This is a genomic window from Mycobacterium novum (assembly GCF_010726505.1).
In the GTDB taxonomy this organism is placed as follows: domain Bacteria; phylum Actinomycetota; class Actinomycetes; order Mycobacteriales; family Mycobacteriaceae; genus Mycobacterium; species Mycobacterium algericum.
The window spans coordinates 782,632-806,938 of sequence record NZ_AP022562.1 but is presented as its reverse complement, the minus strand read 5'-3'; the positions used below and the strand labels follow the sequence as shown (position 1 = coordinate 806,938).

Annotated in this window: 23 protein-coding genes; 16 read left to right on the top strand and 7 right to left on the bottom strand. The window is 67.7% G+C overall.

Going from position 1 to position 24,307, the window contains the following annotated elements:
• The 5 genes from G6N19_RS03655 to G6N19_RS03635 all read right to left on the bottom strand — a co-directional run bounded on the left by G6N19_RS03655 (position 1) and on the right by G6N19_RS03635 (position 5,196).
• Positions 1-1,041 (bottom strand): MCE family protein, encoded by a 1,041-nt coding sequence (locus tag G6N19_RS03655; RefSeq protein ID WP_013828042.1) that lies wholly within the window; start codon positions 1,039-1,041, stop codon positions 1-3.
• Positions 1,038-2,480: an MlaD family protein gene (locus G6N19_RS03650; protein ID WP_193465781.1), complete on the bottom strand. Its 1,443-nt coding sequence runs from the start codon at positions 2,478-2,480 to the stop codon at positions 1,038-1,040. Before G6N19_RS03650 ends, G6N19_RS03655 begins: the two co-directional genes overlap by 4 nt.
• Before the next feature lie 2 nt (positions 2,481-2,482).
• Positions 2,483-3,352: an ABC transporter permease gene (locus tag G6N19_RS03645; RefSeq protein ID WP_041317361.1), complete on the bottom strand. Its 870-nt coding sequence runs from the start codon at positions 3,350-3,352 to the stop codon at positions 2,483-2,485.
• A gap of 5 nt (positions 3,353-3,357) precedes the next feature.
• Positions 3,358-4,224: an MlaE family ABC transporter permease gene (locus G6N19_RS03640; RefSeq protein ID WP_081465485.1), complete on the bottom strand. Its 867-nt coding sequence runs from the start codon at positions 4,222-4,224 to the stop codon at positions 3,358-3,360.
• A gap of 189 nt (positions 4,225-4,413) precedes the next feature.
• A complete protein-coding gene (locus G6N19_RS03635; protein WP_408632480.1) occupies positions 4,414-5,196 on the bottom strand; it encodes a spirocyclase AveC family protein in 783 nt (260 codons plus the stop codon).
• Positions 5,197-5,404: 208 nt separating this feature from the next.
• Here G6N19_RS03635 and G6N19_RS03630 point away from each other — a divergent pair, with 208 nt between their 5' ends.
• Together G6N19_RS03630 and G6N19_RS03625 are read left to right on the top strand one after the other, a co-directional pair.
• Entirely contained in the window at positions 5,405-6,061 is a 657-nt protein-coding gene (locus tag G6N19_RS03630; protein ID WP_013828047.1) for a TetR/AcrR family transcriptional regulator, read from the top strand.
• 2 nt (positions 6,062-6,063) lie between these two features.
• Positions 6,064-7,266 carry a cytochrome P450 gene (locus G6N19_RS03625; RefSeq protein ID WP_013828048.1) on the top strand — a complete coding sequence of 401 codons (1,203 nt, stop codon included), beginning with the start codon at positions 6,064-6,066 and terminating at the stop codon, positions 7,264-7,266.
• Positions 7,267-7,271: 5 nt separating this feature from the next.
• Here the strand turns inward: G6N19_RS03625 and G6N19_RS03620 are convergent, their stop codons facing one another.
• Positions 7,272-8,198, bottom strand: a complete 927-nt coding sequence (locus G6N19_RS03620; RefSeq protein WP_193465780.1) for an SDR family NAD(P)-dependent oxidoreductase — start codon at positions 8,196-8,198, stop codon at positions 7,272-7,274.
• A gap of 175 nt (positions 8,199-8,373) precedes the next feature.
• Here G6N19_RS03620 and G6N19_RS03615 point away from each other — a divergent pair, with 175 nt between their 5' ends.
• The 13 genes from G6N19_RS03615 to G6N19_RS03555 all read left to right on the top strand — a co-directional run bounded on the left by G6N19_RS03615 (position 8,374) and on the right by G6N19_RS03555 (position 22,240).
• Positions 8,374-9,966, top strand: coding sequence for a nitric oxide reductase activation protein NorD (locus tag G6N19_RS03615; RefSeq protein WP_232062647.1), 1,593 nt, complete (start codon positions 8,374-8,376; stop codon positions 9,964-9,966).
• Positions 9,967-9,976: 10 nt separating this feature from the next.
• Positions 9,977-10,786 carry a CbbQ/NirQ/NorQ/GpvN family protein gene (locus G6N19_RS03610; protein WP_013828051.1) on the top strand — a complete coding sequence of 270 codons (810 nt, stop codon included), beginning with the start codon at positions 9,977-9,979 and terminating at the stop codon, positions 10,784-10,786.
• Positions 10,787-10,848: 62 nt separating this feature from the next.
• Complete coding sequence (locus tag G6N19_RS03605; protein WP_013828052.1) at positions 10,849-11,961, top strand: ABC transporter substrate-binding protein; 1,113 nt, start codon at positions 10,849-10,851, stop codon at positions 11,959-11,961.
• Positions 11,962-11,964: 3 nt separating this feature from the next.
• Positions 11,965-13,098 (top strand): spirocyclase AveC family protein, encoded by a 1,134-nt coding sequence (locus tag G6N19_RS03600; protein ID WP_013828053.1) that lies wholly within the window; start codon positions 11,965-11,967, stop codon positions 13,096-13,098.
• Complete coding sequence (locus tag G6N19_RS03595) at positions 13,091-13,975, top strand: SDR family oxidoreductase (RefSeq protein WP_193465779.1); 885 nt, start codon at positions 13,091-13,093, stop codon at positions 13,973-13,975. Before G6N19_RS03600 ends, G6N19_RS03595 begins: the two co-directional genes overlap by 8 nt.
• Before the next feature lie 22 nt (positions 13,976-13,997).
• A complete protein-coding gene (locus G6N19_RS03590) occupies positions 13,998-15,500 on the top strand; it encodes an aldehyde dehydrogenase family protein (RefSeq protein ID WP_193466290.1) in 1,503 nt (500 codons plus the stop codon).
• An 8-nt stretch (positions 15,501-15,508) separates the two neighbouring features.
• Positions 15,509-16,723: a cytochrome P450 gene (locus G6N19_RS03585; protein WP_041317368.1), complete on the top strand. Its 1,215-nt coding sequence runs from the start codon at positions 15,509-15,511 to the stop codon at positions 16,721-16,723.
• Positions 16,720-17,631 carry an SDR family NAD(P)-dependent oxidoreductase gene (locus G6N19_RS03580; RefSeq protein ID WP_193465778.1) on the top strand — a complete coding sequence of 304 codons (912 nt, stop codon included), beginning with the start codon at positions 16,720-16,722 and terminating at the stop codon, positions 17,629-17,631. Before G6N19_RS03585 ends, G6N19_RS03580 begins: the two co-directional genes overlap by 4 nt.
• A gap of 19 nt (positions 17,632-17,650) precedes the next feature.
• Positions 17,651-18,913 (top strand): cytochrome P450, encoded by a 1,263-nt coding sequence (locus G6N19_RS03575; RefSeq protein ID WP_193465777.1) that lies wholly within the window; start codon positions 17,651-17,653, stop codon positions 18,911-18,913.
• 89 nt (positions 18,914-19,002) lie between these two features.
• Positions 19,003-20,154, top strand: a complete 1,152-nt coding sequence (locus G6N19_RS03570; RefSeq protein ID WP_013828059.1) for a thiolase family protein — start codon at positions 19,003-19,005, stop codon at positions 20,152-20,154.
• Between the two features lie 14 nt (positions 20,155-20,168).
• Complete coding sequence (locus G6N19_RS03565; protein WP_013828060.1) at positions 20,169-20,960, top strand: crotonase/enoyl-CoA hydratase family protein; 792 nt, start codon at positions 20,169-20,171, stop codon at positions 20,958-20,960.
• Entirely contained in the window at positions 20,957-21,475 is a 519-nt protein-coding gene (locus G6N19_RS03560; protein ID WP_193465776.1) for a gamma carbonic anhydrase family protein, read from the top strand. The genes G6N19_RS03565 and G6N19_RS03560 overlap by 4 nt, the downstream gene beginning before the upstream one ends.
• A 45-nt stretch (positions 21,476-21,520) precedes the next feature.
• Complete coding sequence (locus G6N19_RS03555) at positions 21,521-22,240, top strand: CPBP family intramembrane glutamic endopeptidase (RefSeq protein WP_013828062.1); 720 nt, start codon at positions 21,521-21,523, stop codon at positions 22,238-22,240.
• Between the two features lie 94 nt (positions 22,241-22,334).
• Here the strand turns inward: G6N19_RS03555 and G6N19_RS03550 are convergent, their stop codons facing one another.
• Positions 22,335-23,144: an enoyl-CoA hydratase gene (locus G6N19_RS03550; RefSeq protein ID WP_013828063.1), complete on the bottom strand. Its 810-nt coding sequence runs from the start codon at positions 23,142-23,144 to the stop codon at positions 22,335-22,337.
• A gap of 51 nt (positions 23,145-23,195) precedes the next feature.
• Here G6N19_RS03550 and G6N19_RS03545 point away from each other — a divergent pair, with 51 nt between their 5' ends.
• Positions 23,196-24,281, top strand: coding sequence for a CaiB/BaiF CoA transferase family protein (locus G6N19_RS03545; protein WP_193465775.1), 1,086 nt, complete (start codon positions 23,196-23,198; stop codon positions 24,279-24,281).
• Positions 24,282-24,307 lie beyond the last annotated feature (26 nt).

The window sequence follows — 24,307 nt, the reverse complement described above, 5'->3', positions numbered from 1 at the left end:
CTACCTGCAGATCGGTGAGTGCTCGACGACATTGCCCGGTGATGCGAGTTTGACGGTGCCAGGGATCACCCGACCCAAGAACGCGAACACCGTGACGTTGATGTCGCAGATGTAGCCGTCGATGTAGCTGCCACTCTGGGTTGCTCGGGCGAGACCTTTGAGCACCAGCACGAGGTTCCCGCCGTAGTGGGCGAATCGTTGCCGCCCCTCTCCGGTGAGGTGGCCGACGAATCCTGGTTCGCGCCGCAGGAATTCGTCAAGCTGGGGATAGACAGCATCCAGCAGGACCGATAGTCGATCTGTCGCCTGGGTGATCGAACCAGCTGATGCCACCAACTCGTCACGCCGGCCGGCCAGGATCGACAATGCGGTGCGGGAGTGCTCGATCACCGATTGCAGGTCGCGGTCCTGTCGTGCCAAGACGGCGGTCACCTCGTCGAGGTTGGCGATGACGTCACCGAGGACCTGATCGGGGCCCGCCAGGGATTCGGCGAGCGCCGAGGTCTGGCTGACCAGGGTCACCACGGACGCGGAGTCGCCCTGCAATGCGGCGATGATTCCGGCGGTGAGGTTGTCCACCTGCCGTGGGCTGAGCAGGGTGAACAGCGGCTCGAATCCATTGAGTAGCTGAGAGATGTCGAACGATGGGGTGGTGCGCTCCACCGGGATGTTGCCGTGGTCCGGTAACCGGTTGTGAGATTGGGCGGTTCCGGGGGACAGCCCCAGGTAGCGCTGGCCGATGATGTTCTGGTAGGTGACCGATGCGGTGGTGTCGTCGTAGAGAGCGTAGGTCTTGGGCACGCGGAACGTGACGCGCGCCAGGGTCCCGTCCAGTTCGACGGCGTCGACGCGTCCCACCCGAACACCGGCGGTGCGTACGTCGTCGCCGCTGTGCAGGCCGGACACGTCGGTGAACATGGCGGTGTAGGAGGTTGTCGGACCGCTGACTTCGCGCCGGAGGGTGACGAAGACCAACCACGTCGCGGTGGTGGCGACCACCAGGAACAGGCTCAGCCCGACCAACGCCTTGCGGTATCTCACCTGCCACCGCCCGGCCCGGCGGTGAATCGCACCGTGGTGCCGCGCAGCACCGGCGCGAGCAGGATCTCGCTGGCACTGTTGGCCTGATCGCCCAGGATGACCTCCAGCTGTTGCTTCTCGTTGCGGCTGCCGACCGGGCCGACATTGCCGCCGATGACCGCGGCCGGGGGCTGGGCAGGCGGTGCGGGATCAGGTGGCGGTGGCTGGGGTGGTTCGGCTTCGGGATCGGCCGCCGGTGGCGGTACGGAGAATCGGGGCGGCGCGTAGTTGGGGCGGTTCTCGGTGATGCCCGGCGGCAGTGGAAAACCGCGGGACTCCAGCGACGGCGTCAATGCCGGTGCCGTCGGGACCTCGGGGGCGGTGAAGCAGCTGGGCCCGAGCATGTCGCCGTAGCGCGGGCAGTCCGATCGCACATAGGTCCGCGTCGGGTTCAACGAGATGACCGCTTTGGCCTGCAGCTGGCTCGTTTCGTAATTCCACGCGACGTCCATGACCCTGCCGACCAGCGTCGTCAGCCGGGCCGCGATGTCATGGGTTGTCTCGGCGTGATCGCCCAGCACGCCCAGCACCGGTGTCAGGTTCGTGGAGATCTCGATCATCCGCTCGGTGTTGTTGTCGAACGCATCGCCGAGCGTGCCGGCCGTTCCCAGCCCGACGGACAGCAGGCCCAAGAGCTCCGAACGCTTCTCGGCGAGCGTGCGCATCGGCTGGACCGCGCCGTCGAGCGCGTCGAGGAGCTCCGGAGCTGCCTGGCCCAGTGCGGCGGTGGCCTCGGTCAGCGCGGACATCGTCGATGGGCCGATCTCGTCTCCGGTGACGATGGTGTTGAGCTGGTCGACGATCTGGTTCAGGTCGTGACCGGCATGCTGCAGCCGATCGCCGCGGCCGCTGGTGGCGTCGCCCAGGGCGGTGAGCCAACCGACGCTGTCGGCGGTGGGCTGGCGGCCGACGGCGGCGAGCAGCTGGCGGAACTTGTTCAGCGTGGTCTGGAAGAGCACCGTGGGCAGCGTCTGGTCTTCTGCGATCACGGCACCGGGACGGACCGGAGCCGCAGCGGCGCCGTTGTCGACCAGCTGCACCGATGACACCGCGAAGACGTTGGACGGCACCACACGGGCGGTGACCGAGTCGGGAATACCGGCGGCATAGGCCGGGCGCAGGTCGATGCGCACGATGTTGGGGTGGCCGGCCGCCGCCGGAGTGACGCCCGATACGAACCCGACGAGCACGCCCCGGAATTTGACGTCGGACTTCACCGGCAGGCCGTCGCCGACATTGGTGAGTTCCGCACTGACCCGCACGGAGTGCTGCAGAACGCCCTGAGATTGCGCGATCATCAAGGTGACGGCGATCACCACGATTGCCAGCAACCCCAGCCCGTCGAAGAACAACCGGGCGTTGGATGGGCCACCGTCATTGGCGTCGAAGGAGTTCGGCATCGTCAGCCTCCGAACCTCGCGCCGGCGTTGACGCCCCACATCGCCATGGTCAGCAGCGCGTTCAAGATGATCACCACGGTGATGGTTGCCCGCATCGCGTGGCCGGCTGCCACCCCGACTCCCTGGGGGCCCCCCGCGGCGAAATAGCCGTAGTAGCACTGAATCACGGCGGCGAAGAAGATGAATATGACTCCCTTGATCGTCGCGTAGAACACGTCACGCCCACTGCTGAACAGCGAGAAGTAGTGCCCGTAGGTTCCTGCGGAGGTATCGGCGATGATGCCGACCACTAGCTGCGCAGACACGTATGCCGCCGCCAGGCACACCAAGAACAGCGGTACGGCGGCCAGCACCGATGCCGCGACCCGGGTGGTCACCAGGTACGGGATCGGCTTGATCGCCAACGCATCCATCGCGTCTATCTCTTCGGCGATGCGCATGGCTCCCAGCTGGGCGGTGAATCGGCAACCGGCCTGGGTGGTGAACGCGATCGCGATCATGACGGGCACCAACTCCCGCGTCGATCCCCACGACGACAACAGCCCGGTGGCCGGCCCCAGTCCCAGCAGGTTCAGCGCGTTGTAGCCCTCGATCGCCAGCAATGCCCCGGCGGTGATCCCCAGTACCAGAGCCACTCCCATCGTTCCGCCACCCACGACGAGTGCCCCGTTGCCCCAGGCGATGTCGGACAGGTTGCGGACGAACTCCCGGCGGTAGCGAGCCAGCATGACCGGGACCGCAAACACGACACGGCAGATGAAGTCCAGCATGTGCCCGGCCTTGGCCACGGGTTGCCAGATGGGCGCCCACATGACCTCGGCTGCTCGAAGGGCGTGGTGAACCGCACGGGGGCGGTAGACGGCTACGGTCATAGTGGTTACAAGCTCGCTCGGGGAAACAGCAGCAGGTAAAGCTGGCTCATTCCGACGTTGACGATCATCAGCAGCAGGATCGACTCGACCACCGCGGCGTTCACCGAGTTCGCCACGCCGGCCGGCCCGCCGTGGGCGTCCAAGCCTTTATGGCAGGCGATCACCGCGACGATCGCTCCGAAGGCGATTGCCTTGGCCATGGCCAGGGTGAGGTCGTCGACGGTCGCGAACGAAGCGAAGGTCGCGACGAATGATCCCGGGGTACCGCTCTGCACGTACACGTTGAACAGGTAGCCGACAAAGAAACCGGCGCACGTCGCCAACCCGGTCAGCGCGACCCCAACCAAGATCAGTGCGGCGAACCGAGGCACGACCAGTCGGCGGATCGCCGAGACCCCCATCACCTCCATGGCGGCGATCTCTTCGCGCATCGTCCGCGAGCCCAGATCGGCGCTCACGGCCGAACCCACCGCCGCCGCCAGCAGGATGGCGGCCACCAGGGGAGCGCCCTGACGGATCACCACCAGCCCGTTGGCGGCGCCGGACAGCGACTCGGCGCCGACCTGCCCGGCCAGCACCGCAAACTGAATCGACAACGTGACCCCGACCGGAATGGTCACCAGCAGTGTGGGCAGCAGGGCGGTGCCCGCCATGAACGCGGCCTGTTTGATGAACTCCGCTATCGGGAAGCGGCCGGTGAACAGATCGGTGAACAGGTACTGGACGGTGCGTAGGCCCAGGGTCGTCTGGCCGCCTACGGTTCCCAGCGACCGCAGCAGATGCGACCGGGTGTAGGACTGGGCCCACGCGCCGACTTCGGCAAGAGACGATCGCGCGCCGATGGCGTCTTCGCGCTCCGATGAGGCAGTCAGCGGACCCTCCCCGTTCTGCTCGACGACCGCGACCCGGAGGTCACCATCGGACGCGGGGCCGATGACCGACCCGCGAATACCGACACCTGAGTACCGTGGCGACCCGACCGGTCGCCAGCGGACCCAATATTTGGTCTGGTCAGCGGAGCCTATCGTGCGGTGTCGGCGTGGTCAACGATTTCAGGCGGGTCAGCGACCCACGAGTGGCTGGTTCGGCACACCCGGGAACAACTGCTCGGTGGGACCCGAATTGACCCAGCCGCCGAGCTTGGTCACCAGATGAGGCGCGAACACCGCTCCGTAGAGGGCGTTTCCGATCACGACGACGGCGACGATGGAGAGCACCGATGACTGCAGCCGACTTGTCGAGCGCTTGTCGGCCCACATCTCGATGACGTTTCGTCCCTGTTCATCGGTTCGCCCGAGCAGGTAGGTGAAGACCATCATCTGCACGCCCATGGCCAGCGAGTCATACAGCGGGTACTGCTGCGGGGTGCCCTCCCACAGCGCCAATCCCGGGATCACGTAACCGTAGGAGAAGTTGCCCAGGCGTGCTCCCAGGATCGCGTTGAACATGAACGCCCAGCAGAACCCGACGGCGAGTCCGACCGTCAGCAGGGTGTGCGGCCGTCGCCAACCGAATCTCGCCGACACCCGCCGCCCGAGCCAGGCCCCGATCAGCGCGGGCAGCACGAAGTAGGAGATGTATCCGATGGGCACGGCCAACGGCAGGCCGCCCCAGGTCATGTTGAGTGGCCACCACGACGGCATCCGGGGCAGCGCCGGCGGGAACTGGGCATAGACCGCCCAGTCGTACGGCGCTTCGATCCAGGAGAAGGAGATGGCTGAGATGCTCAGCAACAGCAGTGGGTGCAGGTGATGTCGCCGCAAACTCAGGTAGACGCCGGTCGCGAAGAACGCGACTCCGCTGAGGTAGGCGAAGGTCTGGGCGGCCGCCAACGATGGCGCCAGGCCGGCGTTCACCGGCGGGCTTCCGGGTCGAGGCGCAGCACCACGCCGTAGATCAGTGCGATCAGTCCGAACAACGTGCCCAACATGATGACAGCGCCCACCTCGCGCCTCCTTCACAGTAATCCGGTAGGTAGTGGATACTATCCAATTGAGGTAGTGGATACTATCCTAAATTTATCCGCCGTCGATGCCCCAGGAGTGAAAAAGGTTGTCCCAGCCAGCGTCCGGTTCCCGAAGCGCCACGGCGACCCGTCGGCCCCGCGGCGAGGCGCGCCGGCTGCTGCTCGACGCCGCACGTGAGCTCTTCGCCCGGCAGGACTATCGCAGCACCACGACACGGGAGATCGCCCGGGCGGCCGGGGTCACCGAACCGCTGCTGTTTCGCCACTTCGGCTCCAAGGCGGCGCTGTTCCGCGAGGCGCTCGTCGAGCCGTTCACCAGCTTCATCGACGAGTTCGGCCGCACGTGGCAAGCGCTGGATCCGGAGCAGACCGGCGAAGAGGAGCTGGCCCGTCATTTCGTCGGGCGACTCTACGATGTGTTCGTCGGTCACCAGGGCCTGCTGGTGACACTGATGGCGCCAGACTCGCTCACCGACGACGAGATGGTCGAGGCCGGTATCGCCGATGTGCGGCGGGCGATCACACTGCTCGGCCAGATCAGCGCGGAGGGGATGAACCTGCGATCGATCGGGTCGGCGCACCCGAACCTGCCGGCGCACTCCACCGTGGCGATGATCGCCGGCATGGCGGCGCTGCGTTCGACCTACTTCGGTTCCAGGCCGCCGTCGCGAAAAGTGATCGTCGAAGAACTCACCCAGGCCACGCTGCACGGCTTCCTGCACCGCGACAACCAGGAGAGGTGACCATGGCCGGCGCCAATGTGACCCAGCTGTACTACGACCCGTTCGACCGGGACATCGACGACGATCCGTACCCGGTATGGCAGCGGATGCGTGAAGAAGCGCCGTTGTACTACAACGAAAAATACAACTTCTACGCCCTGAGCCGCTACGAAGACGTCATCCGTGAACTGCCGAACTGGCAGACCTACCGGTCCGGCCGGGGGACCACCGCCGACATCTTGTTCAACAATCTTGAAGTGCCACCGGGCATCCTGCTGTTCGAGGACCCGCCGCTGCACGACCTGCACCGCAGCCTGCTCTCGCGGGTCTTCACCCCGCGCCGGATGCTGGCGGTGGAACCGTTGGTCCGGGAGTTCTGCATCAGGGAGTTGGACCCGCTCGTCGGCGCCGGAGGCTTTGACTTCATCGCCGACCTCGGTGCGGTGATGCCGATGCGCACGATCGGCTACCTGCTGGGCATCCCGGAGAAAGACCAGGAGGCGATCCGCGACCGCAACGGCTCCTTCATCGAGATGGCCGAGGGTCGCGAGCCCGGTGACGTCACCCAGCAGGTCTTCGCCGACACCATCGTGATGTTCGCCGAGTACATCGAGTGGCGGGCCGACCATCCTTCCGATGACCTGATGACCGACCTGCTGCGGGCCGAGGTCGATGAGGCCGACGGGACCCGACGTCCGTTGTCGCGCACCGAGGTACTCGCCTACACCGCGATGATCGCCGGCGCCGGGAACGAGACCACGGCCCGGTTGATCGGATTCATGGCACAACTGTTGTCGGATCATCCGGATCAACGTCGCGAGCTCGTCGCGGACCCGGCCCTGATCCCGGGCGCTGTCGAGGAAACGCTGCGCTACGAGCCGCCGTCACCGGTGCAGGCGCGCTATGTCGCCCGCGACGCCGAGCACTACGGCCGCGTGGTGCCGGAAGGCTCCTACATGTTGCTGCTCAACGGTTCGGCGAACCGTGACCATCGGCACTTCGCCGACCCGGACCGCTTTGACATTCACCGCGAGGGCGCCCACCTCAGCTTCGGGAAGGGCGTGCACTTCTGCCTCGGATCGGCGCTGGCCCGGCTGGAGGCCCGAGTGGCCTTCGAAGAGGTCCTGAAGCGCTGGCCCGACTGGGAAGTCGACTACGCGAGTGCCGAACGCGCGCATACCGCAAGCGTGCGGGGCTGGGCGCGGCTGCCCGTGGTCACCGGATGAAGGGTTCATGCGATGCCGAGCCGGTCGCAGACGCCGAAGACCTCTTCGAAGATGGAGCCGGGAACGGTGAACGGATCCGTCGCGGCCACCCGCGCCAGATTCGCGGCGATGTCGTCGGCGGTGGGTAAGTCATCGGCTTCGGCGAGCCAGCCGTGCCCGAGGCCGATGAAGACCCGCGCGAACCGGCCGGCGCAAGCCGAGTAGTTCTGATGGGTGAGCTCGCAGTCCCGGCTGGCCAGATAGACCACCATCGGCACCACCAACTCGGGGCGAATGGCCTGCAGAAACCCGGTCTTCTCCACCGCTTCGGGGTCGCCGACCGTATCGGTGACCATCCGGGAAAACCCGAACGGCAGTACCGTATTGGACGCGATGCCGTGTGCGGCGCCCTCGATCGCGATGACATTCGACAACCCGACCAATCCGGCCTTGGCGGCGGCGTAGTGGGCTTCCAGTGGCTGGCCGAACATCCCACCGGACGACGAGACGAACACGAATCTGCCATACCCCTGCTTCGCCATGATCCGGTAGGCCGGCTGACTCAGGTAGAAGCCACCGTCGAGGTGGACCCGCAACATGCGGCGCCAGTCGTCGGCGGAGATGTCCTCGAACGCAATGCTGTTGAAGATCCCGGCGTTGCTGATCACGGCATCCAGCCGGCCGAATCGCTCGACGGCGGTCGCGATGATCGCCTCGCCGCCCGCGGGACTGTCCACCGAGTCGTGCGACGCCACGGCGACGCCGCCGGCAGCAGTGATCTCGTCGACCACCAGGTCGGCGATACTGCTATCGGCGCCGTCGCCGCCCATCGACCCACCGAGGTCGTTGACCACTACCGAGGCGCCGCGACGAGCCAGCTCCAGCGCGTAGAGCCGGCCCAGGCCGCGTCCTGCGCCGGTGACGACGACGACCCGGTCGGTGAAGTCGATCATCGCGGCGCCTACCCCTCGAACTGATTGACTGCGGTCCCGCCGGACTCTACGGTGGAACAGATATTTGGTCAACTGGCGGATGAGGGAGTCCGTGACGAGCCCCCACGAAGCAGCCGAATCGGTGCAGCGCTGGAACCTGTTGGCGTCCGCGCTATCCGGGCTCCCGGTTCAGGTGATGGCCGCCGGTGCCGGTGAACGCGCGTGGACCGACGGCAAGACTGTCTTCGTCGATGCGGGCCTGCCTGGGGCCCGTCAGCTCGAGGCGGTGGCGGTCCAGGCCTGCCTGCTGTCGGCCGGAAGCCTGCAGCGCGGCGTGGTGCGCAAACTGGTGCGGCGGCGTGCGCTGGCGGCCCGCTACCTTGCGATCGAAGGGCATCGGGCGCTGATGGCCAACGCTGAGCTGCTGCCGCCCGCGGTCGCGTCGCTGATCGACCACGAGCTGGCCGCCCGCAGCGGATCTCCCGTCGAGTCGTTGGAACTGGCCGACGAGGTCAACGGCGTTCCCGTATCCGCATTCGGTGCCATTCACCCGGGAAAGCTGTTGGCCGAGCACAAAAATGCCGACAAGGCGAATGCCGGTGTGGCGCATCAGCCGCGCAACCAGCGCAGGCCGCTGTCCGAGCTCGACGACGACGCCGACACCGAGGGCGCCGACGACACGGTGGACATCTTCTCGAGTCCGGTCGGGGGCAGCGGTGCTCTCGGCCGGCTGGTCGCCAAGATGCTCCAGGTCACCCGTCGGCTCGGCGGAGGCGGGCCACCCGGCGCGGATTCGCCCACGCACCGGACCCGCTCCGGGCGGCGGGGCGGCAGCGCGGTGTCGTCGGCCACTGTCGGTGCGGTCGACGACGACACCGCAGCCGGCGACGCCGCAGGCGCGACGTATCACGAATGGGATGTTCATCGCCGGTGTTACCGGCAGAACTGGTGCACCGTATCCGAAGTCGCGCCGACCCCGGATCTCGGTCCGGTGCCGCGGCCGGCCGATTACGGATTGCGCAGGCCGCTGGCCCGGCTCGGCGTCGGCTTGGACCGCTACCACCGGCAGGCGCAGGGCGACGACATCGACCTGGACGCCGCGATCGAGGGCCGGGTCGAAGTGCTGGCCGGGTCGGCGCCCGACGAGGCGGTCTACCTGGACAGCCTGCGCCGCCGCCGTGATCTGTCCGTGCTGATACTGCTGGACGTCTCCGGCTCGGCAGACGAGCCCGGCACCGTCGGTCAAACCGTCCACGCGCAGCAGCGCGCGGCGGCCGCGGCATTGGCCACCGCGCTACACGACCTGGGGGATCGACTGGCGCTCTACGCATTTCACTCCCAGGGCCGATCGGCAGTGCACCTGCGGCCGGTGAAGCGCTTCGACGACGCATTCGGCGCTCTTGCGATGAGGCGGTTACAGGGCCTCAAGCCCGGTGCCTACTCGCGGCTGGGCGCCGCGATCCGGCACGGCTCCGCCGTCCTGGAACGCCGTGCCGGTACCCCGCGGCGACTGCTCGTGGTGATCTCCGACGGGTTGGCCTACGACCACGGCTACGAGCGCGGCTACGGTGCCGCCGACGCCCGCCGCGCCCTGGCCGAGGCGCGCCGCTCCGGAACCGGCTGTCTGTGCCTGACCGTCGGGGCGGCCACCGATGCCGACGAGCTGCGCCGGGTGTTCGGCAGCGCCGCGCACGCCACCATTCCCCGGCTCGACCAACTCAACCGGGTCATCGGGCCGCTGTTCCGTTCGGCATTGTGCTCCGCCGACTTACGACGCCGTGTGGCGTGAAGAGAAGGGTATGAACGACATGGCAACTGCGGTCCGTGGCCCGCGCCCCTACTACGTGTCCACCGGCAACGAGGAGCAGGTCTTCAAAGCGGCCTACCGGCAAGGGTTGTCGATCGTGCTCAAAGGCCCCACCGGGTGCGGCAAGACCCGTTTCGTCGAGGCGATGGCCCACGACCTCGACCGGCCGCTGATCACCGTCGCCTGCCACGATGACCTGACCACTGCCGATCTGGTCGGCCGGTTCCTGTTGCGCGGTGGCGACACCGAGTGGGTCGACGGGCCGCTGACGCGGGCGGTGCGTGACGGTGCGATCTGCTATCTCGATGAGGTGGTGGAGGCGCGCCAGGACACCACCGTGGTGCTGCATCCGCTGGCCGATCACCGCCGCCAGCTGCCGATCGAGCGGCTCGGATTGACGCTCGACGCCGCACCGGGGTTCGGCCTGGTGGTCTCCTATAACCCGGGCTACCAGAGTGTGCTCAAGGACCTCAAGGACTCGACCCGGCAACGCATGGTGGCCATCGAATTCGGCTTCCCCGCAACCGACGTCGAGGAGAAGATCGTCGCCTGCGAGGCCGGTGTGGACCACGAGCGCGCCGCTGAGCTGGTCCGGCTGGGACAGGCGATTCGGCGGGTGGAGACCGGGGGCCTGCGCGAAGTGGCATCGACACGGGTACTGATCGCCGCCGGGCGGCTCATCGCCGAGGGCCTGGCCCCTCGTGAGGCCGCCCGCGCCGCCATTGCGGGCCCGCTGACCGACGACTCCGTCGTGACCGGCGGTCTGGTGGAGATGATCGACGTGTACCTGCCGGAGCGGTGATTGACGGTCACCCAACCGCACGCTAGGGTCTGAACAAATATTAGGTTCGTCACGGAGGCGCGATGTCCTACGAGAGCACGGCGGAACCGATCAAGATCGGCTATCTGATGGACTTCCGGCTCCCCGAAGGCTTCCCGAGAACCTATTTCGAGGACCTGACCCAGCCGTTCGACCTGGTCTTCGGGCAGGCGACCGAACAGGGACTGCTGGACCGGCCGGTCGAGATCGTCTACCGCGAGGTCGAGGGGCTGCCCAAGGGCTCGGTCAAAGCCGTCATCGACGCCTATGGCGAACTGTGCGACGAGGGCTGCCTGGCGATATTCGGGCCGCACATCACCGACAACTGCGTGCCGACCAGCGAGGCGATCGAGGAACGTTTCAAGGTGCCGTGCATCAGCGTCACCGGTTCCGACGACGCGCTGGGCGAGTGGTTCTTCGCGTTCCCGCAGGGCTCCCTGACCGACGAGCCGATCTTCTGGACGGACCTGCTGGCCAAAGGCGGACACGCGGAAGTCGGGGTGCTCAAGGAGCAGTCGCTGGTCGGCGAGACCTACCTGAAGAACTTCCGTGACGCGTGCCGGCGCAAGGGCATCCGGATCGTCGCCGAAGCCACGATCGCGCAGACCGCACAAGATGTCTCGGCGGCGGTGCGCGCCCTGTACGAGGCGAAGGCGCCAGCCATTGTGCACTGCGGTTTCGGATTCGGGATCGTCTTCATCAATCCGGCGTTGCAGGAGCTGAACTGGGATCCGCCGCGATTCACCAGCACCGCGTTCCAGAACGCCTGGATCAACCCGGTCATGTGGAACGCCTTTTTGGGCTGGACCGGTATCGACCAGTATGACGAGGGCAATCCGGTCGGCCAGGCCTTCCTCGACGACTACCAGCGGGCTTACGGCCGCCGCACCGAGTGGTGCGTGTCGGTGGTCAACCGCGACGTCGCAATGACATTGGTGCGGGCCTTGGGCGACGCCCACCCGTTGAGCCCGCGCGGGGTCAAAGAGGCCTTGGAGCGGGTGAAGATGATGCCCGCCGCCTCCGGCGCCCCGGGCACCCGCGTGTCGTTCGGAAACTGGACGCGCCGGGCCTGGATGGGCGCCGGCTACCTGGTGGCCCGCAGGCTCGACGCCGACGGCGTCAACTCGCATCTCGTCGACCGTTTCGGAGAGGAATAAGCCATGACCGCAGAGCAGACGGCGCCGTCGTCGACCCGCCCCGCGCCCGCGGAACCCCGTAAGGGATCACCGTGGGTATGGGCCTGGGCGGCAGCCGCGTTCGGCTTCCTTGCCTTCCTGCTCGCCAACGCCGAAACCGGCCTGAGCTCGGATCGGGTCCGCAACGCCGCGGTCACCGAGACACCGCCGCCGCGGCCGGTGCCGGTGCTGTTCGGGTTCGAGCACTGGCTCGGAGTCCTGGAGGCGTTCACCGTCGTGGTGATGCTCGGCATCACCATCACCTACGTGATCGCGTGGCGCCGGCACCCCTATCACCCGGTGTTGCTGATGGGCATCGTCACCACGTTGATCGTCTGGCAGGACCCGATCATGAACTGGGCGCCGTTCGCGGTCTACAACCCCGAATTGCATCACCTGCCCGAGGACTGGCCGCTGGTGTCACTGTCACCGACCGTCGAGCCGTTCGTGGTCCTCGGTTACATCATGTTCTACCTGCTGCCCTACTTCCCGGGGATCTGGCTGCTGCGCCGGATTCAGGCGCGTCGGCCCGTCGATTCCTTCGTGTGGCGCCACCCGCTGATCAGCCTGGCGATCTGCATCCTGCCCTTCGGGATGCTGCTGGACGCGGCGCTGGAGATCACCCTGGTGCAGACCGGAATGTACATCTACTCCCAGGTCCCGTTCGGTTCGATCTTCGTCGGCCAGACCCACCAGTTCCCGTTCATCTTCGAGATACTCGCGGTCAACTTCGTGATGGTGCCGGCCGGCGTGCTGCTCTACCGCGACGACACCGGCCGCACCGTGGCCGAGAAACTGGCCCAGCGGGCGAAAATCTTCGCCAGCCGCCCGACCCTCGGCATGTTCACGGTGATGCTGGTGCTGATCAACCTCGGCTACTTCTGCTACGGCGGCACGTTCGCCCTGGTCAAAGCCGCCCACCTGTCGCGGACCGTGGCGTGTGCATGGCCCTACCCCGAAGCCAAGATCTATGACCCGCAAGGCTTCTACGAAAAGCAGGGCCAACCCGGCCCCTACTCGGTGGGCATCTGGTCGACCTGGTTGAGCGGCCAGCCGGACGGGCGCCCGGACGTCGAACTGGGCGCCGACGGAGACCGCTGCGGACCCGGCAATGGGTGAGCCCCGCACTGTTGTCATCACCGGTGCCTCGCGGGGACTCGGGTTGGCATCGGCGGCTCACCTCTATCGCGGGGGCTGGCGGGTGGTGGCCGGGATGCGATCGCCGGACCGGGGACTGCCCGCGCTGCGGGAGGCTACCGGCGCGGGTGACGACGATGCCCGGCTGATCGGGATCCCGTTGGACCTCACCGATGCCGCGTCGGTCGCCGCGGCGGCCAAGGCGATCGAAGCCGCGGTCGGCGCCCCGAATGCTGTCGTACACAACGCCGGGATCTCGGCGGCGGGAATGGCCGAGGAAACACCGGCCGAACTGTGGGAGCGGATGTTCGCGACCTCGGTGTTCGGGCCGGTCGCCCTGACCAACGCGCTGCTGCCGTCGATGCGGGCGGCCGGGCGGGGCCGGATCGTGCTGGTGTCGAGTCAGGGCGGGGTGCGCGGCATGCCCGCCACCGCGGCGTACTCCGCGGCCAAAGGCGCCTTGGAGCGGTGGGGGGAATCGCTGGCCGGCGAGATCGCCCCGTTCGGTCTCGGCGTCACCATCCTGGTCACCGGCACCTACGACACTGAGATCATCACCGACGCCGGCACCACCGACTGTCGCGACTTCACCGGGCCCTATGCGCGCCACCACGCCACGATGGACAAACGGGGCCGCTTCGCGATGAAGGTCGCCGCTCGCTCACCGCAACGGTTCGCCGATGGACTGGCCAAGGCGCTGGGGTCACGGAAGCCGTTCGTCCGGCGCCCGGTTGGCCCCGATGCGCGAATGTTGTTGATCGCCAACCGGTTACTGCCCGGCCCGGGCCTGCATCAGATGATCCGGGTGATGATGGGGCTACCGCGCTTCGGCGCGCTGAGCAAGGACGCACATGGCTGAGCACCCGCGCTTCGAATCCAAGATGATGATCGACGGCGCACTCGTCGACGGGCAAGCCGGCACGTTCAGCAACGTCAACCCGGCCACCGAGGAGGTGCTGGGCGAGGTCGCTGACGCATCCGCGGCCGACATGCACCGGGCGATCGACGCGGCCCGGCGTGCCTTCGACGACACCGACTGGTCGGTCGATCACAAGTTCCGCCAGCGCTGTCTGGTGCAGTTACAGCAGGCGCTGGAAGGCGAACAGGAGAAGCTGCGCGAGGAACTCATCGCAGAGGCCGGCTGCCCGCGGGCCATCACCTACGGCCCGCAACTCGACGCACCGCTCTCGGATGCCCTGAGATTCCCGGGCCAGCTGATCGATGACTACCCGTGGGAGACGTCGCTGGGAGACGCGTTCGTCTCGGTGACCGGCGCCAACACCACCCGCATGGTGTGGCGGGAGGCCGTCGGCGTGGTCGGCGCCATCGTGCCGTGGAACTTTCCCTTCGAAGTGACCATCCACAAGATCGGCCAGGCGCTGGCGACCGGCAACACCGTGGTTCTCAAACCGGCACCGGACACCCCGTTCAACGCCACCCGGCTGGGTCGGCTGATCGCCGAGAACACCGATATCCCGGCGGGTGTGGTCAACGTGGTCACCGCGTCGGACCCGCTGATCGGGGAGGAGCTCACGCTGTCGCCCAAAGTCGACATGATCTCGTTCACCGGATCCACCGCGGTGGGCAAACGCATCATGGAGAAGGGCGCGGCGACCATGAAACGGCTCTTTCTGGAACTCGGCGGAAAATCCGCGACCATCGTGCTGGAGGACGCCGATCTCGGACTGGGCGCCATGATGGGCATCGCACCGTGCGTGCACGCCGGCCAGGGCTGTGCCAACCCGACCCGGTTGCTGTTGCCGCGGTCGCGCTACGCCGAGGGCGTCGCCATCCTGCAGGGCATCTATGAGGGCGTCGCCCCCGGCGACCCGCAGGATCCGGCGACGTTGTGCGGGCCGGTGATCTCGGCCAAACAGCGCAGCCGGATCCGCGGCTACATCGACAAGGGCATCGCCGAGGGCGCCAAGCTGCTGGTTGGGGGAGCCGAGCCGCCCGATGGGCTCGACCGGGGATTCTTCGTCAAGCCAACGCTGTTCGTCGACGTCGACAATTCCATGACGATTGCCCAAGAGGAGATCTTCGGCCCGGTGCTGGCGGTCATTCCCTACGACGACGAGAACCACGCGGTGCGCATCGCCAACGACAGCGTGTACGGGCTGGCCGGCAACGTCATGTCGGGCTCGGTGGAACACGGCCTGGCCGTGGCCAAACGGCTGCGCGCCGGATTCCTCGGCATCAACGGGGCGGCAGGCTACGGCGCCGACACACCCTTCGGCGGCTACAAGGCCAGCGGCGTCGGCCGCCAGAACGGCACCGCGGGGTTCGACCAGTACACCGAGATCAAATCCGTTGCTTACCCGGCGGTTAGCGAGGCTCGACGGAGGAGAGCCGAAGCTGGACCGCCGAATCAAGCGGCGGGTTAAGAGGAGCAATGATGCAGTTGTTTGACGACCTGGAGGATTTCGGAGCCTTCGACGACGTGGTTTCGGGAGACGTCCGGGATCCCTACACCGAACTGGCCCGGCTGCGCCGTGAGGATCCGGTGCAGCGCATCGACATCTCCGGGATGCCGCACGAGGAGTCCAAACCGGTGTTCATGGTGTACCGGCACGAGGATGTGATCGCGATGCTGCGCGACAACGAGACATTCTCGTCGGCGATCGTCATCGACACCTTCGGCGATGTGCTCGGCAAGACCGTGATGCTGGGCATGGACGAGCCGGTACACGGCCGGCAGCGTGCGCTGGTGTCCAAGGCGTTCTCGCCGCGGGCGGTTGCCGGCTGGGAACACGAGCTGGTGATACCGGTCGCCAATCTGCTGATCGATCGCTTCGCCGGTCGCGGCCACGCCGATCTGGTCAAGGAGTTCAACTTCGAGTACCCGACCCGGATCATCTCCCGAATACTGGGCCTGCCCGAGCAGGATTACGAGCAGTTCCAGCGCTGGTCCATCTCGCTGCTGTCCTTCACCATCAACCCCGAGCGTGGGCGCGCCGCATCGGAGGCGTTACGCGACTACTTCGCCCCGATCCTGGCCGCTCGGCGCGGCCAGCCGCGGGATGACCTGATCAGCCGGCTGGCAGACGCCGAGATCGACGGCGAGAAGCTCGCCGACGAGGAGATCTTCTCGTTTCTGCGGCTGCTGCTGCCGGCAGGCATCGAGACCACCTACCGCTCGCTGGGCAACCTGCTGTTCGCACTGCTGACCCACACCGACCAACTCGACGCCGTGCGGGCCGACCGGTCGCTGCTGCCGCAGGCCATCGAAGAGGGGGTGCGCTGGGACGCACCGCTTTTGACGATCACCCGGGTGGCCAGCCGCGACACCGAACTCGGTGGCGTGCAGATTCCGGCCGGCTCCGCGGTGATGCCGATGCTGGGGGCGGCCAACCGTCAGGAAGACCGTTACGCCGACCCGAACGCGTTCGACATCTTCCGCGAGTCCAAAGTCCACGCATCCTGGGGCCACGGCGCCCACGTCTGCCTGGGCAGCCACCTGGCCCGCATGGAGATGCGCGACGCGCTCGGGGCGATGTTCGACCGGCTGCCGAATCTTCGGCTGGACCCCGACGGGACAGACCCGCACATCCGCGGCCAGGTGTTCCGCTCGCCCACGTCGCTGCCGGTGCTCTTCGATGCCGTATGACCCCGCTGCGCTTTGACGAACGCGTCGCCGTCGTCACCGGCGCCGGGCGCGGGGTGGGACGCAGCCACGCGAAGCTGCTGGCGGCCAAGGGCGCTCGCGTCATCGTTGCCGATCATGGCGTCGGCATCGACGGCGGCGGCTCCTCGCCGGAACCGGCCGACGAGGTGGTGCGTGAGATTTCCGAGAGCGGGGGTCGGGCGGTCGCGTGTTATGCGTCGGTCGCCGAACCAGAAGACGCGCAGACGATCATCGACACCGCGATCGAGACGTTCGGCCGAATCGACGTGGTGGTCAACAACGCTGGCATCCACGACCCCGGCCTCTTCACGGAGCTCTCGGTCGAGCAGTTCCGCCGCATGCTCGACGTGCACTACCTGGGCACCGTGGCGGTCTGTCGCGCCGCGTGGCCGCATTTCGTCGCGGCGGGCTACGGCCGCGTGGTCAACACGGTCTCCGAAGCCATGCTCGGCGGCATCTCCGAGCTGACCAGCTACGGCGCCGCCAAAGGGGCGGTGTTCGGTCTGACTCGCAATCTGGCGACCGAGGGCATCCGGCACGGCATCCGCGTCAACGCCGTCGCGCCGCGCGCCAACACCCGGATGTCCGCGTCGCACTCGGACTCCGTGGCCGCTCAGCTGTCCATCCCCACGGACGTCATGAACACCATCAACGCCAGCATGCCGCCGGAATTATGCGCGCCCGCAGCGGCTTTCCTGGCACATGAGGACTGCCCGCTCAATGGCGAGGTGCTGCAGATCGGCATGGGTGGCGTCGCTCGGCTCGCCGTGGTGCGTACCGCGGGGATCACGAAGTCGCCGCTGAGCGCAGAGGACATCGCCGAGAACCTCGAGCAGATCATGAACATTTCTGATGCCCAGGTGACCGCCGTCACCGAGATGGTGCAGTGAGCAGCGTAGGAGGCGCCCCGTGAGCGATTTCGAGTCGGTCGACTTCTTCACCGACCAGTCGTTGATCCCCGACCCGTACCCGTATTTCGACCATCTGCGGGCCAAGTGCCCGATCGTGCACGAACCGCACCAGGGGGTTCTCGCCGTCACCGGACACGCCGAAGCCCTTGCGGTGTACAAGGATCCGGCGTTCTCCGCGTGCGTCTCGGTGGCCGGCCCGTTCTCCGGCCTGTCGTTCGAGCCCACCGGTGACGACGTCAGTGAGCTGATCGAGAAGCACCGGGACCAGATCCCGATGAGCGAGCACATCGTCACCCAGGACCCGCCCGAGCACACCCGAACCCGGGGCCTGCTGAGTCGGCTGCTCACCCCCAAGCGGCTCAAGGAGAACGAGGAGTTCATGTGGCGGCTGGCCGATGAGCAACTCGACAGATTCGTCGCCCGCGGCAGCACCGAGTTCATCGAGGATTACGCCAAACCGTTCTCGATGCTGGTCATCGCGGACTTGCTCGGGGTGCCCACCGCCGACCATCAGGAGTTCCGCCGGGTGATGGCCGGCGAGCACGTGGGCTCCCTGGACGACGACCCGGTCTCTCACAACCCGCTGCAGTGGCTGGACGACATGTTCTCCGCCTACATCGAAGACCGGCGCAGGCAGCCGCGCGGCGACGTGCTGACCGAACTGGCCCAGGCGAAATATCAGGACGGGTCGACACCGGAGGTCATCGACGTGGTGCGGGTGTCGACGTTCCTGTTCGCCGCCGGCCAGGAGACCACCGTCAAGTTGCTCAGTGCCGGGTTGCGGGTGATCGCCGAACAGCCCGACATCCAGGCGTTGCTGCGCAGCGACCGTAGCCGCATCCCGGTGTTCCTGGAGGAGACACTGCGCACCGAGAGCCCCGTCAAGGCGCATTTCCGGATGGCGCGCACCACCACGACGGTCGGCGACGTCACCGTTCCGGCCGGCACCACGGTGATGCTGCTGCCGGGCGCCAGCAACCGCGACCCACGGAAGTTCGACGACCCTGCCGAGTTCCGGGTCGACCGAGCCAATGTGCGCGAGCACGTGGCGTTCGGGCGCGGAGTGCACTCGTGCCCGGGCTCGCCGCTGGCCCGCGCCGAGGGCAGGATCTCGCTCAACCGCATCCTGGACCGGATGGCCGACATCCGCATCTGCGAGGAGCGCCACGGTCCGCCCGACGCCCGCCGTTACAGCTACGAGCCGACCTTCATCATGCGAGGCCTGCAGGAGCTGCACCTGGAGTTCAATCCGGTCGGCTGACCAGGCTCTGGCGACCCCGCCCGTGAGTGTCCTCGGTGGGTTGGTTGACAATCGACGTCACGAACCTTCGTTGACAAAGGAGAGCACCCATGGCCGAAGCAGTCATCGTAGAAGCGGTGCGTTCGCCGATCGGCAAGCGCAACGGCGGTCTGTCGGGGGTCCACCCGGCGGAACTGTCCGCCCAGGTGCTCAACGGGTTGGTCACCCGGGCGGGTGTGGACCCCGCCTTGGTCGACGACGTGATCTGGGGTTGCGTGATGCAGGCCGGCGAGCAGGCCCTCGACATCGGGCGCACCGCGGTGCTGGCCGCCGGCTGGCCGGAGACGGTGCCCGGGGTGACGGTGGACCGCCAGTGCGGATCCAGCCAGCAGTCGGTGCACTTCGCCGCCGCCGGTGTGGTCGCCGGCCACTACGACGTCGTCGTCGCCGGCGGCGTCGAATCGATGTCGCGCACCCCGATGGGCTCGTCGCTGGCCAACGGCGGGCACCCCTACCCCGACGCGTTCCGCCACCGCTACAGCCAGACCCCCAACCAGGGGATCGGCGCGGAGATGATGGCCGAGAAGTGGGGACTGGACCGCACCGCGCTCGACGAGTTCGCGCTGGCCTCGCACGAGAAAGCTGCCGCCGCACAGGATTCCGGTGCGTTCAAAGACGAGATCGTGGGCATCACGGTTGCGGGCAACCCAGACAGCACAGTCGACGCCGACGAGGGCATCCGGCGTGGCACCACCGTCGAGAAGATGGCCCAGCTCAAGCCGGCGTTCAAGGAGGACGGTGTGATCCACGCCGGCAACTCCAGTCAGATCTCCGACGGTTCAGCGGCGCTGCTGTTCATGTCGGCGGCCAAGGCCCGCGAGCTGGGGCTGACCCCGCTGGCGCGGGTGCACACCGCCACGCTGGCCGGCGCCGACCCGGTGATGATGCTGAGCGCCCCGATCCCGGCCACCCAGAAGGCGCTGCAGCGCAGCGGCCTGAGCGTCGACGAGATCGGGGTGTTCGAGGTCAACGAGGCGTTCGCCCCGGTGCCGATGGCCTGGCTGGCCGAGATCGGCGCGGATGCGAAGAAGCTCAACCCCAACGGCGGGGCGATCGCGCTCGGCCACCCGCTGGGCGGGTCCGGCGCCCGGATCATGACCACCATGCTGTACCACATGCGCGCCAACGGAATTCGTTACGGCCTGCAGACCATGTGCGAGGGCGGCGGTCAGGCCAACGCCACCATCCTGGAGCTGCTGTGAGTGATGGAGCTGCTGTGAGTGATGGGGCCGTTCTCGTCGAGCGGCGCGACGGTGGCGTCCTGCTGATCACCATCAACCGGCCCGAAGCCCGCAATGCCATCAACGGCGCGGTCAGCGCGGGGATCGGCGACGCGTTGGCGCAGGCGCAGAGCGACGACGAGGTGCGGGCGGTGGTGCTCACCGGCGCCGGGGACAAATCCTTCAGCGCCGGAGCCGATCTCAAGGCGATCGCCAACCGGGAGAACATCTATCACCCCGAACACCCGGAGTGGGGTTTCGCCGGCTACGTACAGCACTTCATCGACAAGCCCACCATCGCCGCGGTCAACGGCACCGCGCTGGGCGGCGGCACCGAGATCGCGCTGGCCAGTGACCTGGTGATCGCCGAGCAGCGCGCCCAGTTCGGGCTGCCCGAGGTCAAACGGGGCCTGATCGCCGGCGCCGGCGGGGTGTTCCGCATCATCGACCAGCTGCCCCGCAAGATCGCCCTGGAGCTGCTCTACACCGGGGAGCCGATGTCGGCCGCCGACGCCGCCCGCTGGGGGCTGGTGAACCAGGTGGTCGCCGACGGCGGGGCGCTGGAGGCAGCGCTGGAACTGGCGGAACGGATCACCGGCAACGCACCGTTGTCGGTGCGGGCCAGCAAGCGGATCGCCTACGGCGTCGACGACGGTGTCATGGCCGGTGAGGCGGCCGATTGGGCCCGGACCGGCCGTGAGTTCAGTGCGTTGCTGCGCTCCGAGGACGCCAAGGAGGGGCCGCGGGCGTTCGCCGAGAAGCGTGCACCGGTGTGGAAGGCCCGGTGACCGGGCCGCTGATCATTCCGATTCGCGGGCACGCCCCGCAGCTTCACCCCGAGTCGTGGGTGGCGCCCAACGCCAGCCTCATCGGCCAGGTCAGCCTGGCCGCCCGGGCCAGCGTCTGGTACTCGGCCACGCTGCGCGCCGAGGTGGAGCCGATCGAGATCGGCGTCGACACCAACATCCAGGATGGGGTGACCATCCACGTCGACAAGGAGTTCCCGATCCGGGTCGGGGCCCGCGTCAGCGTCGGGCACAACGCGGTGCTGCACGGTTGCACCGTCGAGGACGACTCGCTGATCGGGATGGGAGCCATCATCCTCAACGGTGCTGTGGTGGGTGCGGGCTCCCTGATCGCGGCCGGTGCGGTCATCCCGCAGGGCACGGTGGTGCCGCCGCGGTCGTTGGTGTCGGGGGTGCCGGGCCGGGTGCGACGGGAGCTCAGCGAGGCCGAGATCCGCAATAACCGGCACAACGCCGCGGCCTATCGGCGGCTGATCGAAGTGCACCGGGCGAACTGACGCAATCAGGCCACCGAGCGGTGTCGGGCCGCTACGTTCTAGGGCATGACCCAGACCAGTTCGGCCCGGCCCGGCCTGCTGCGTGAGTTCACCGACATCTTGTCCAAGGTCTCCGCGCCGTACCACGAGTCACGGGCCGTCGTGCAGCGTCGTCGTGTCGTCGTCGCGGTGGTGGTGCTGCTCGGCGCCGCGGTGCTGGCTTTCATGCACACCAAGAACCCCGGCGACGCGGCGTTCTACCAGCTCTCGCTGGCGTTGGCGGTGATCTGGGCGGTGGGCGCGGTGGTGGCCGGTCCGCTGCACCTCGGCGCGGTGCGGTTCCGGGGCCGCAACGAGCGGCCGGTGTTCACCGGTACCGGCGTCGGACTGGTGCTCGGCGGGGTGTTCTTGCTGGCCGGGCTGGTGGTGCAGCAGATTCCTCCGCTGGCCGACCAGGTGATCGCGATCCTGGACTACACCACCCACGTCTCCTGGCGGTTGGTGGTGCTGATCGCCATCGTCAATGCGATCGCCGAGGAGATGTTCTTCCGCGGTGCGCTTTTCAGCGCGTTCGGCCGCCGTTACCCGCTGGTGTTCTCGACGCTGCTCTACATTGCGGCGATGATGGCCGCCGGAAATCTGATGATCGGGGTCGCCGCGCTGGTGCTCGGCACGGTGTGCGCCATCGAGCGCCGCGCCACCGGTGGGGTGTTGGCGCCGGTGCTGACACATCTGGTGTGGGGGCTGGTGATGGTGCTCGCGCTGCCCTCGATCTTCGGGATGTAGCCGCCCCATTTTTGTCGCGAGCGTGCGCGTCCCCGGTCGACACGCCGACGTTTTAACCGGGATTACGCACTCTCGCGGGGTACGAACCCAACCCTCAGGAGTCGGTGAAGTTCGGCGTGCGCCGGTCCTGAAACGCCCGGGTGCCTTCCCGGAAGTCGTGGGCGCTCAACAGAATCGACTGGCCGACGTACTCGCGGTCCAGCGTCGCATCCAGCTCGGTCAGCGTCGCCGCGTTGATGGCGTGCTTGGTCTTGGCGAATGCCGCCGCCGGCCCGGCCAGCAGCCCGGCCAGTGCCTTGTCCACCTCGGCGTCGAACTCCTCGGCCGGGTACACCGCGCTGATCAATCCCCATTCCAAAGCCTCAGCGGCCGGCAGCCGTTCGGCCAGCAGCGCCAGCCGCATCGCCCGGATCCGGCCGACCGCCGCGGCGACCAGAGCCGAGGCACCGCCGTCGGGCATCAGCCCGATCTTGGTGAACGCCAACAGAAAAAATGCCTTGTCGGAGGCCAGCACCAGGTCGCAGGCCAGCGCCAGCGACACCCCGACACCGGCAGCCGGGCCTTGGACCACGGCCACCACCGGCCGCGGCAGCGCCACGATCGCCCGGATCGCGCGGTTGGCCTCGACGATGATCTCCGTCGGCACCCCGTCGGAGGCGTCCTCGGCACTGATCCCTGCGCCCGAGCTGAAGCCACGTCCGGCGCCGCCGAGGCGCACCGCCCGCACCCGGGGATCGCGGGCGGCGCCTTCCATGGCGTCGGCGATGCCGGCCAGGACGCCGGTGGTCAGCGAGTTCAGGCTGTCGGGGCGGTCGATGGTCACCGACAGCACGCCGTCGGCCAGGGTCACGGACAGCCCCTCCACCGGTGCCAGGGTGTCGATCCCGGAGTCGATAGTCGTCATGAGTGTCACCTTAGGATGCACATCACAGGCGCAGACGACGAGGAGGCGGTTATGGCGGGACCACTGGCGGGCTTGCGGGTCATCGAACTGGCGGGGATCGGGCCGGGGCCGCACGCGGCGATGATCCTCGGTGACCTGGGAGCCGACGTGGTGCGCGTCGATCGGCCGCCCAAATTCGGCGCCGAGGCGTCGAAGGACACCATGCTGCGCAACCGGCGTTCGGTGACCGCCGACTTGAAGTCGCCGGAGGGCCGCGACCTGGTGCTCAAACTGGTCGCCAAGGCCGACGTGCTGATCGAGGGTTTCCGTCCGGGTGTCACCGAGCGGCTGGGACTGGGACCGGAGGACTGCGCAAAGATCAACGACAAGCTGATCTACGGCCGGATGACCGGCTGGGGGCAGACCGGGCCGCGCGCGCTGCAGGCCGGCCACGACATCAACTACATCTCGCTCAACGGCACGCTGCACTCGATCGGCCGCAAGGGCGAGCGCCCGGTGCCGCCACTGAACCTGGCCGGCGACTTCGGCGGCGGATCGATGTTCCTGTTGGTCGGGATCCTCTCGGCGCTGTGGGAGCGCCAGAGCTCGGGCAAGGGGCAGGTGATCGACGCGGCGATGGTCGACGGCTCCAGCATGCTCGGGGCGATGATGTGGAGCTTCCGTGCGCAAGGCCTCTGGAGCGACGAGCGCGGTGTCAACATGCTCGACACCGGTGCCCCCTACTACGACACCTACGAGTGCTCCGACGGTCGCTACATGTCGGTGGGCGCGATCGAGCCGCAGTTCTTCGCCGAACTCCTGGCCAAGCTGGGGCTGGACCCGGCGGAGCTGCCCGCGCAGAACGACACCAGCCGCTGGCCGGAGCTGCGCGAGGTGTTCACCAAGGCGTTCGCCGCGCACGACCGTGACCACTGGGCGAAGGTGTTCGCCACCTCCGATGCCTGTGTGGCGCCGGTGCTGGCGTTCGGCGAGGTGCTGGCCGACTCGCACATCGCCGAACGCGACACCTTCTACGACGTCGACGGTTATCTGCAGCCCAGGCCGGCGCCGCGGTTCTCCCGCAGCGTTCCCGACGTCCCGACGCCGCCGGCGGTACTGGGGGCCGACAACGACACCATCCTGGGGGACTGGGTATAGTCCCGACCAACCAGGTGGTTGGTCGA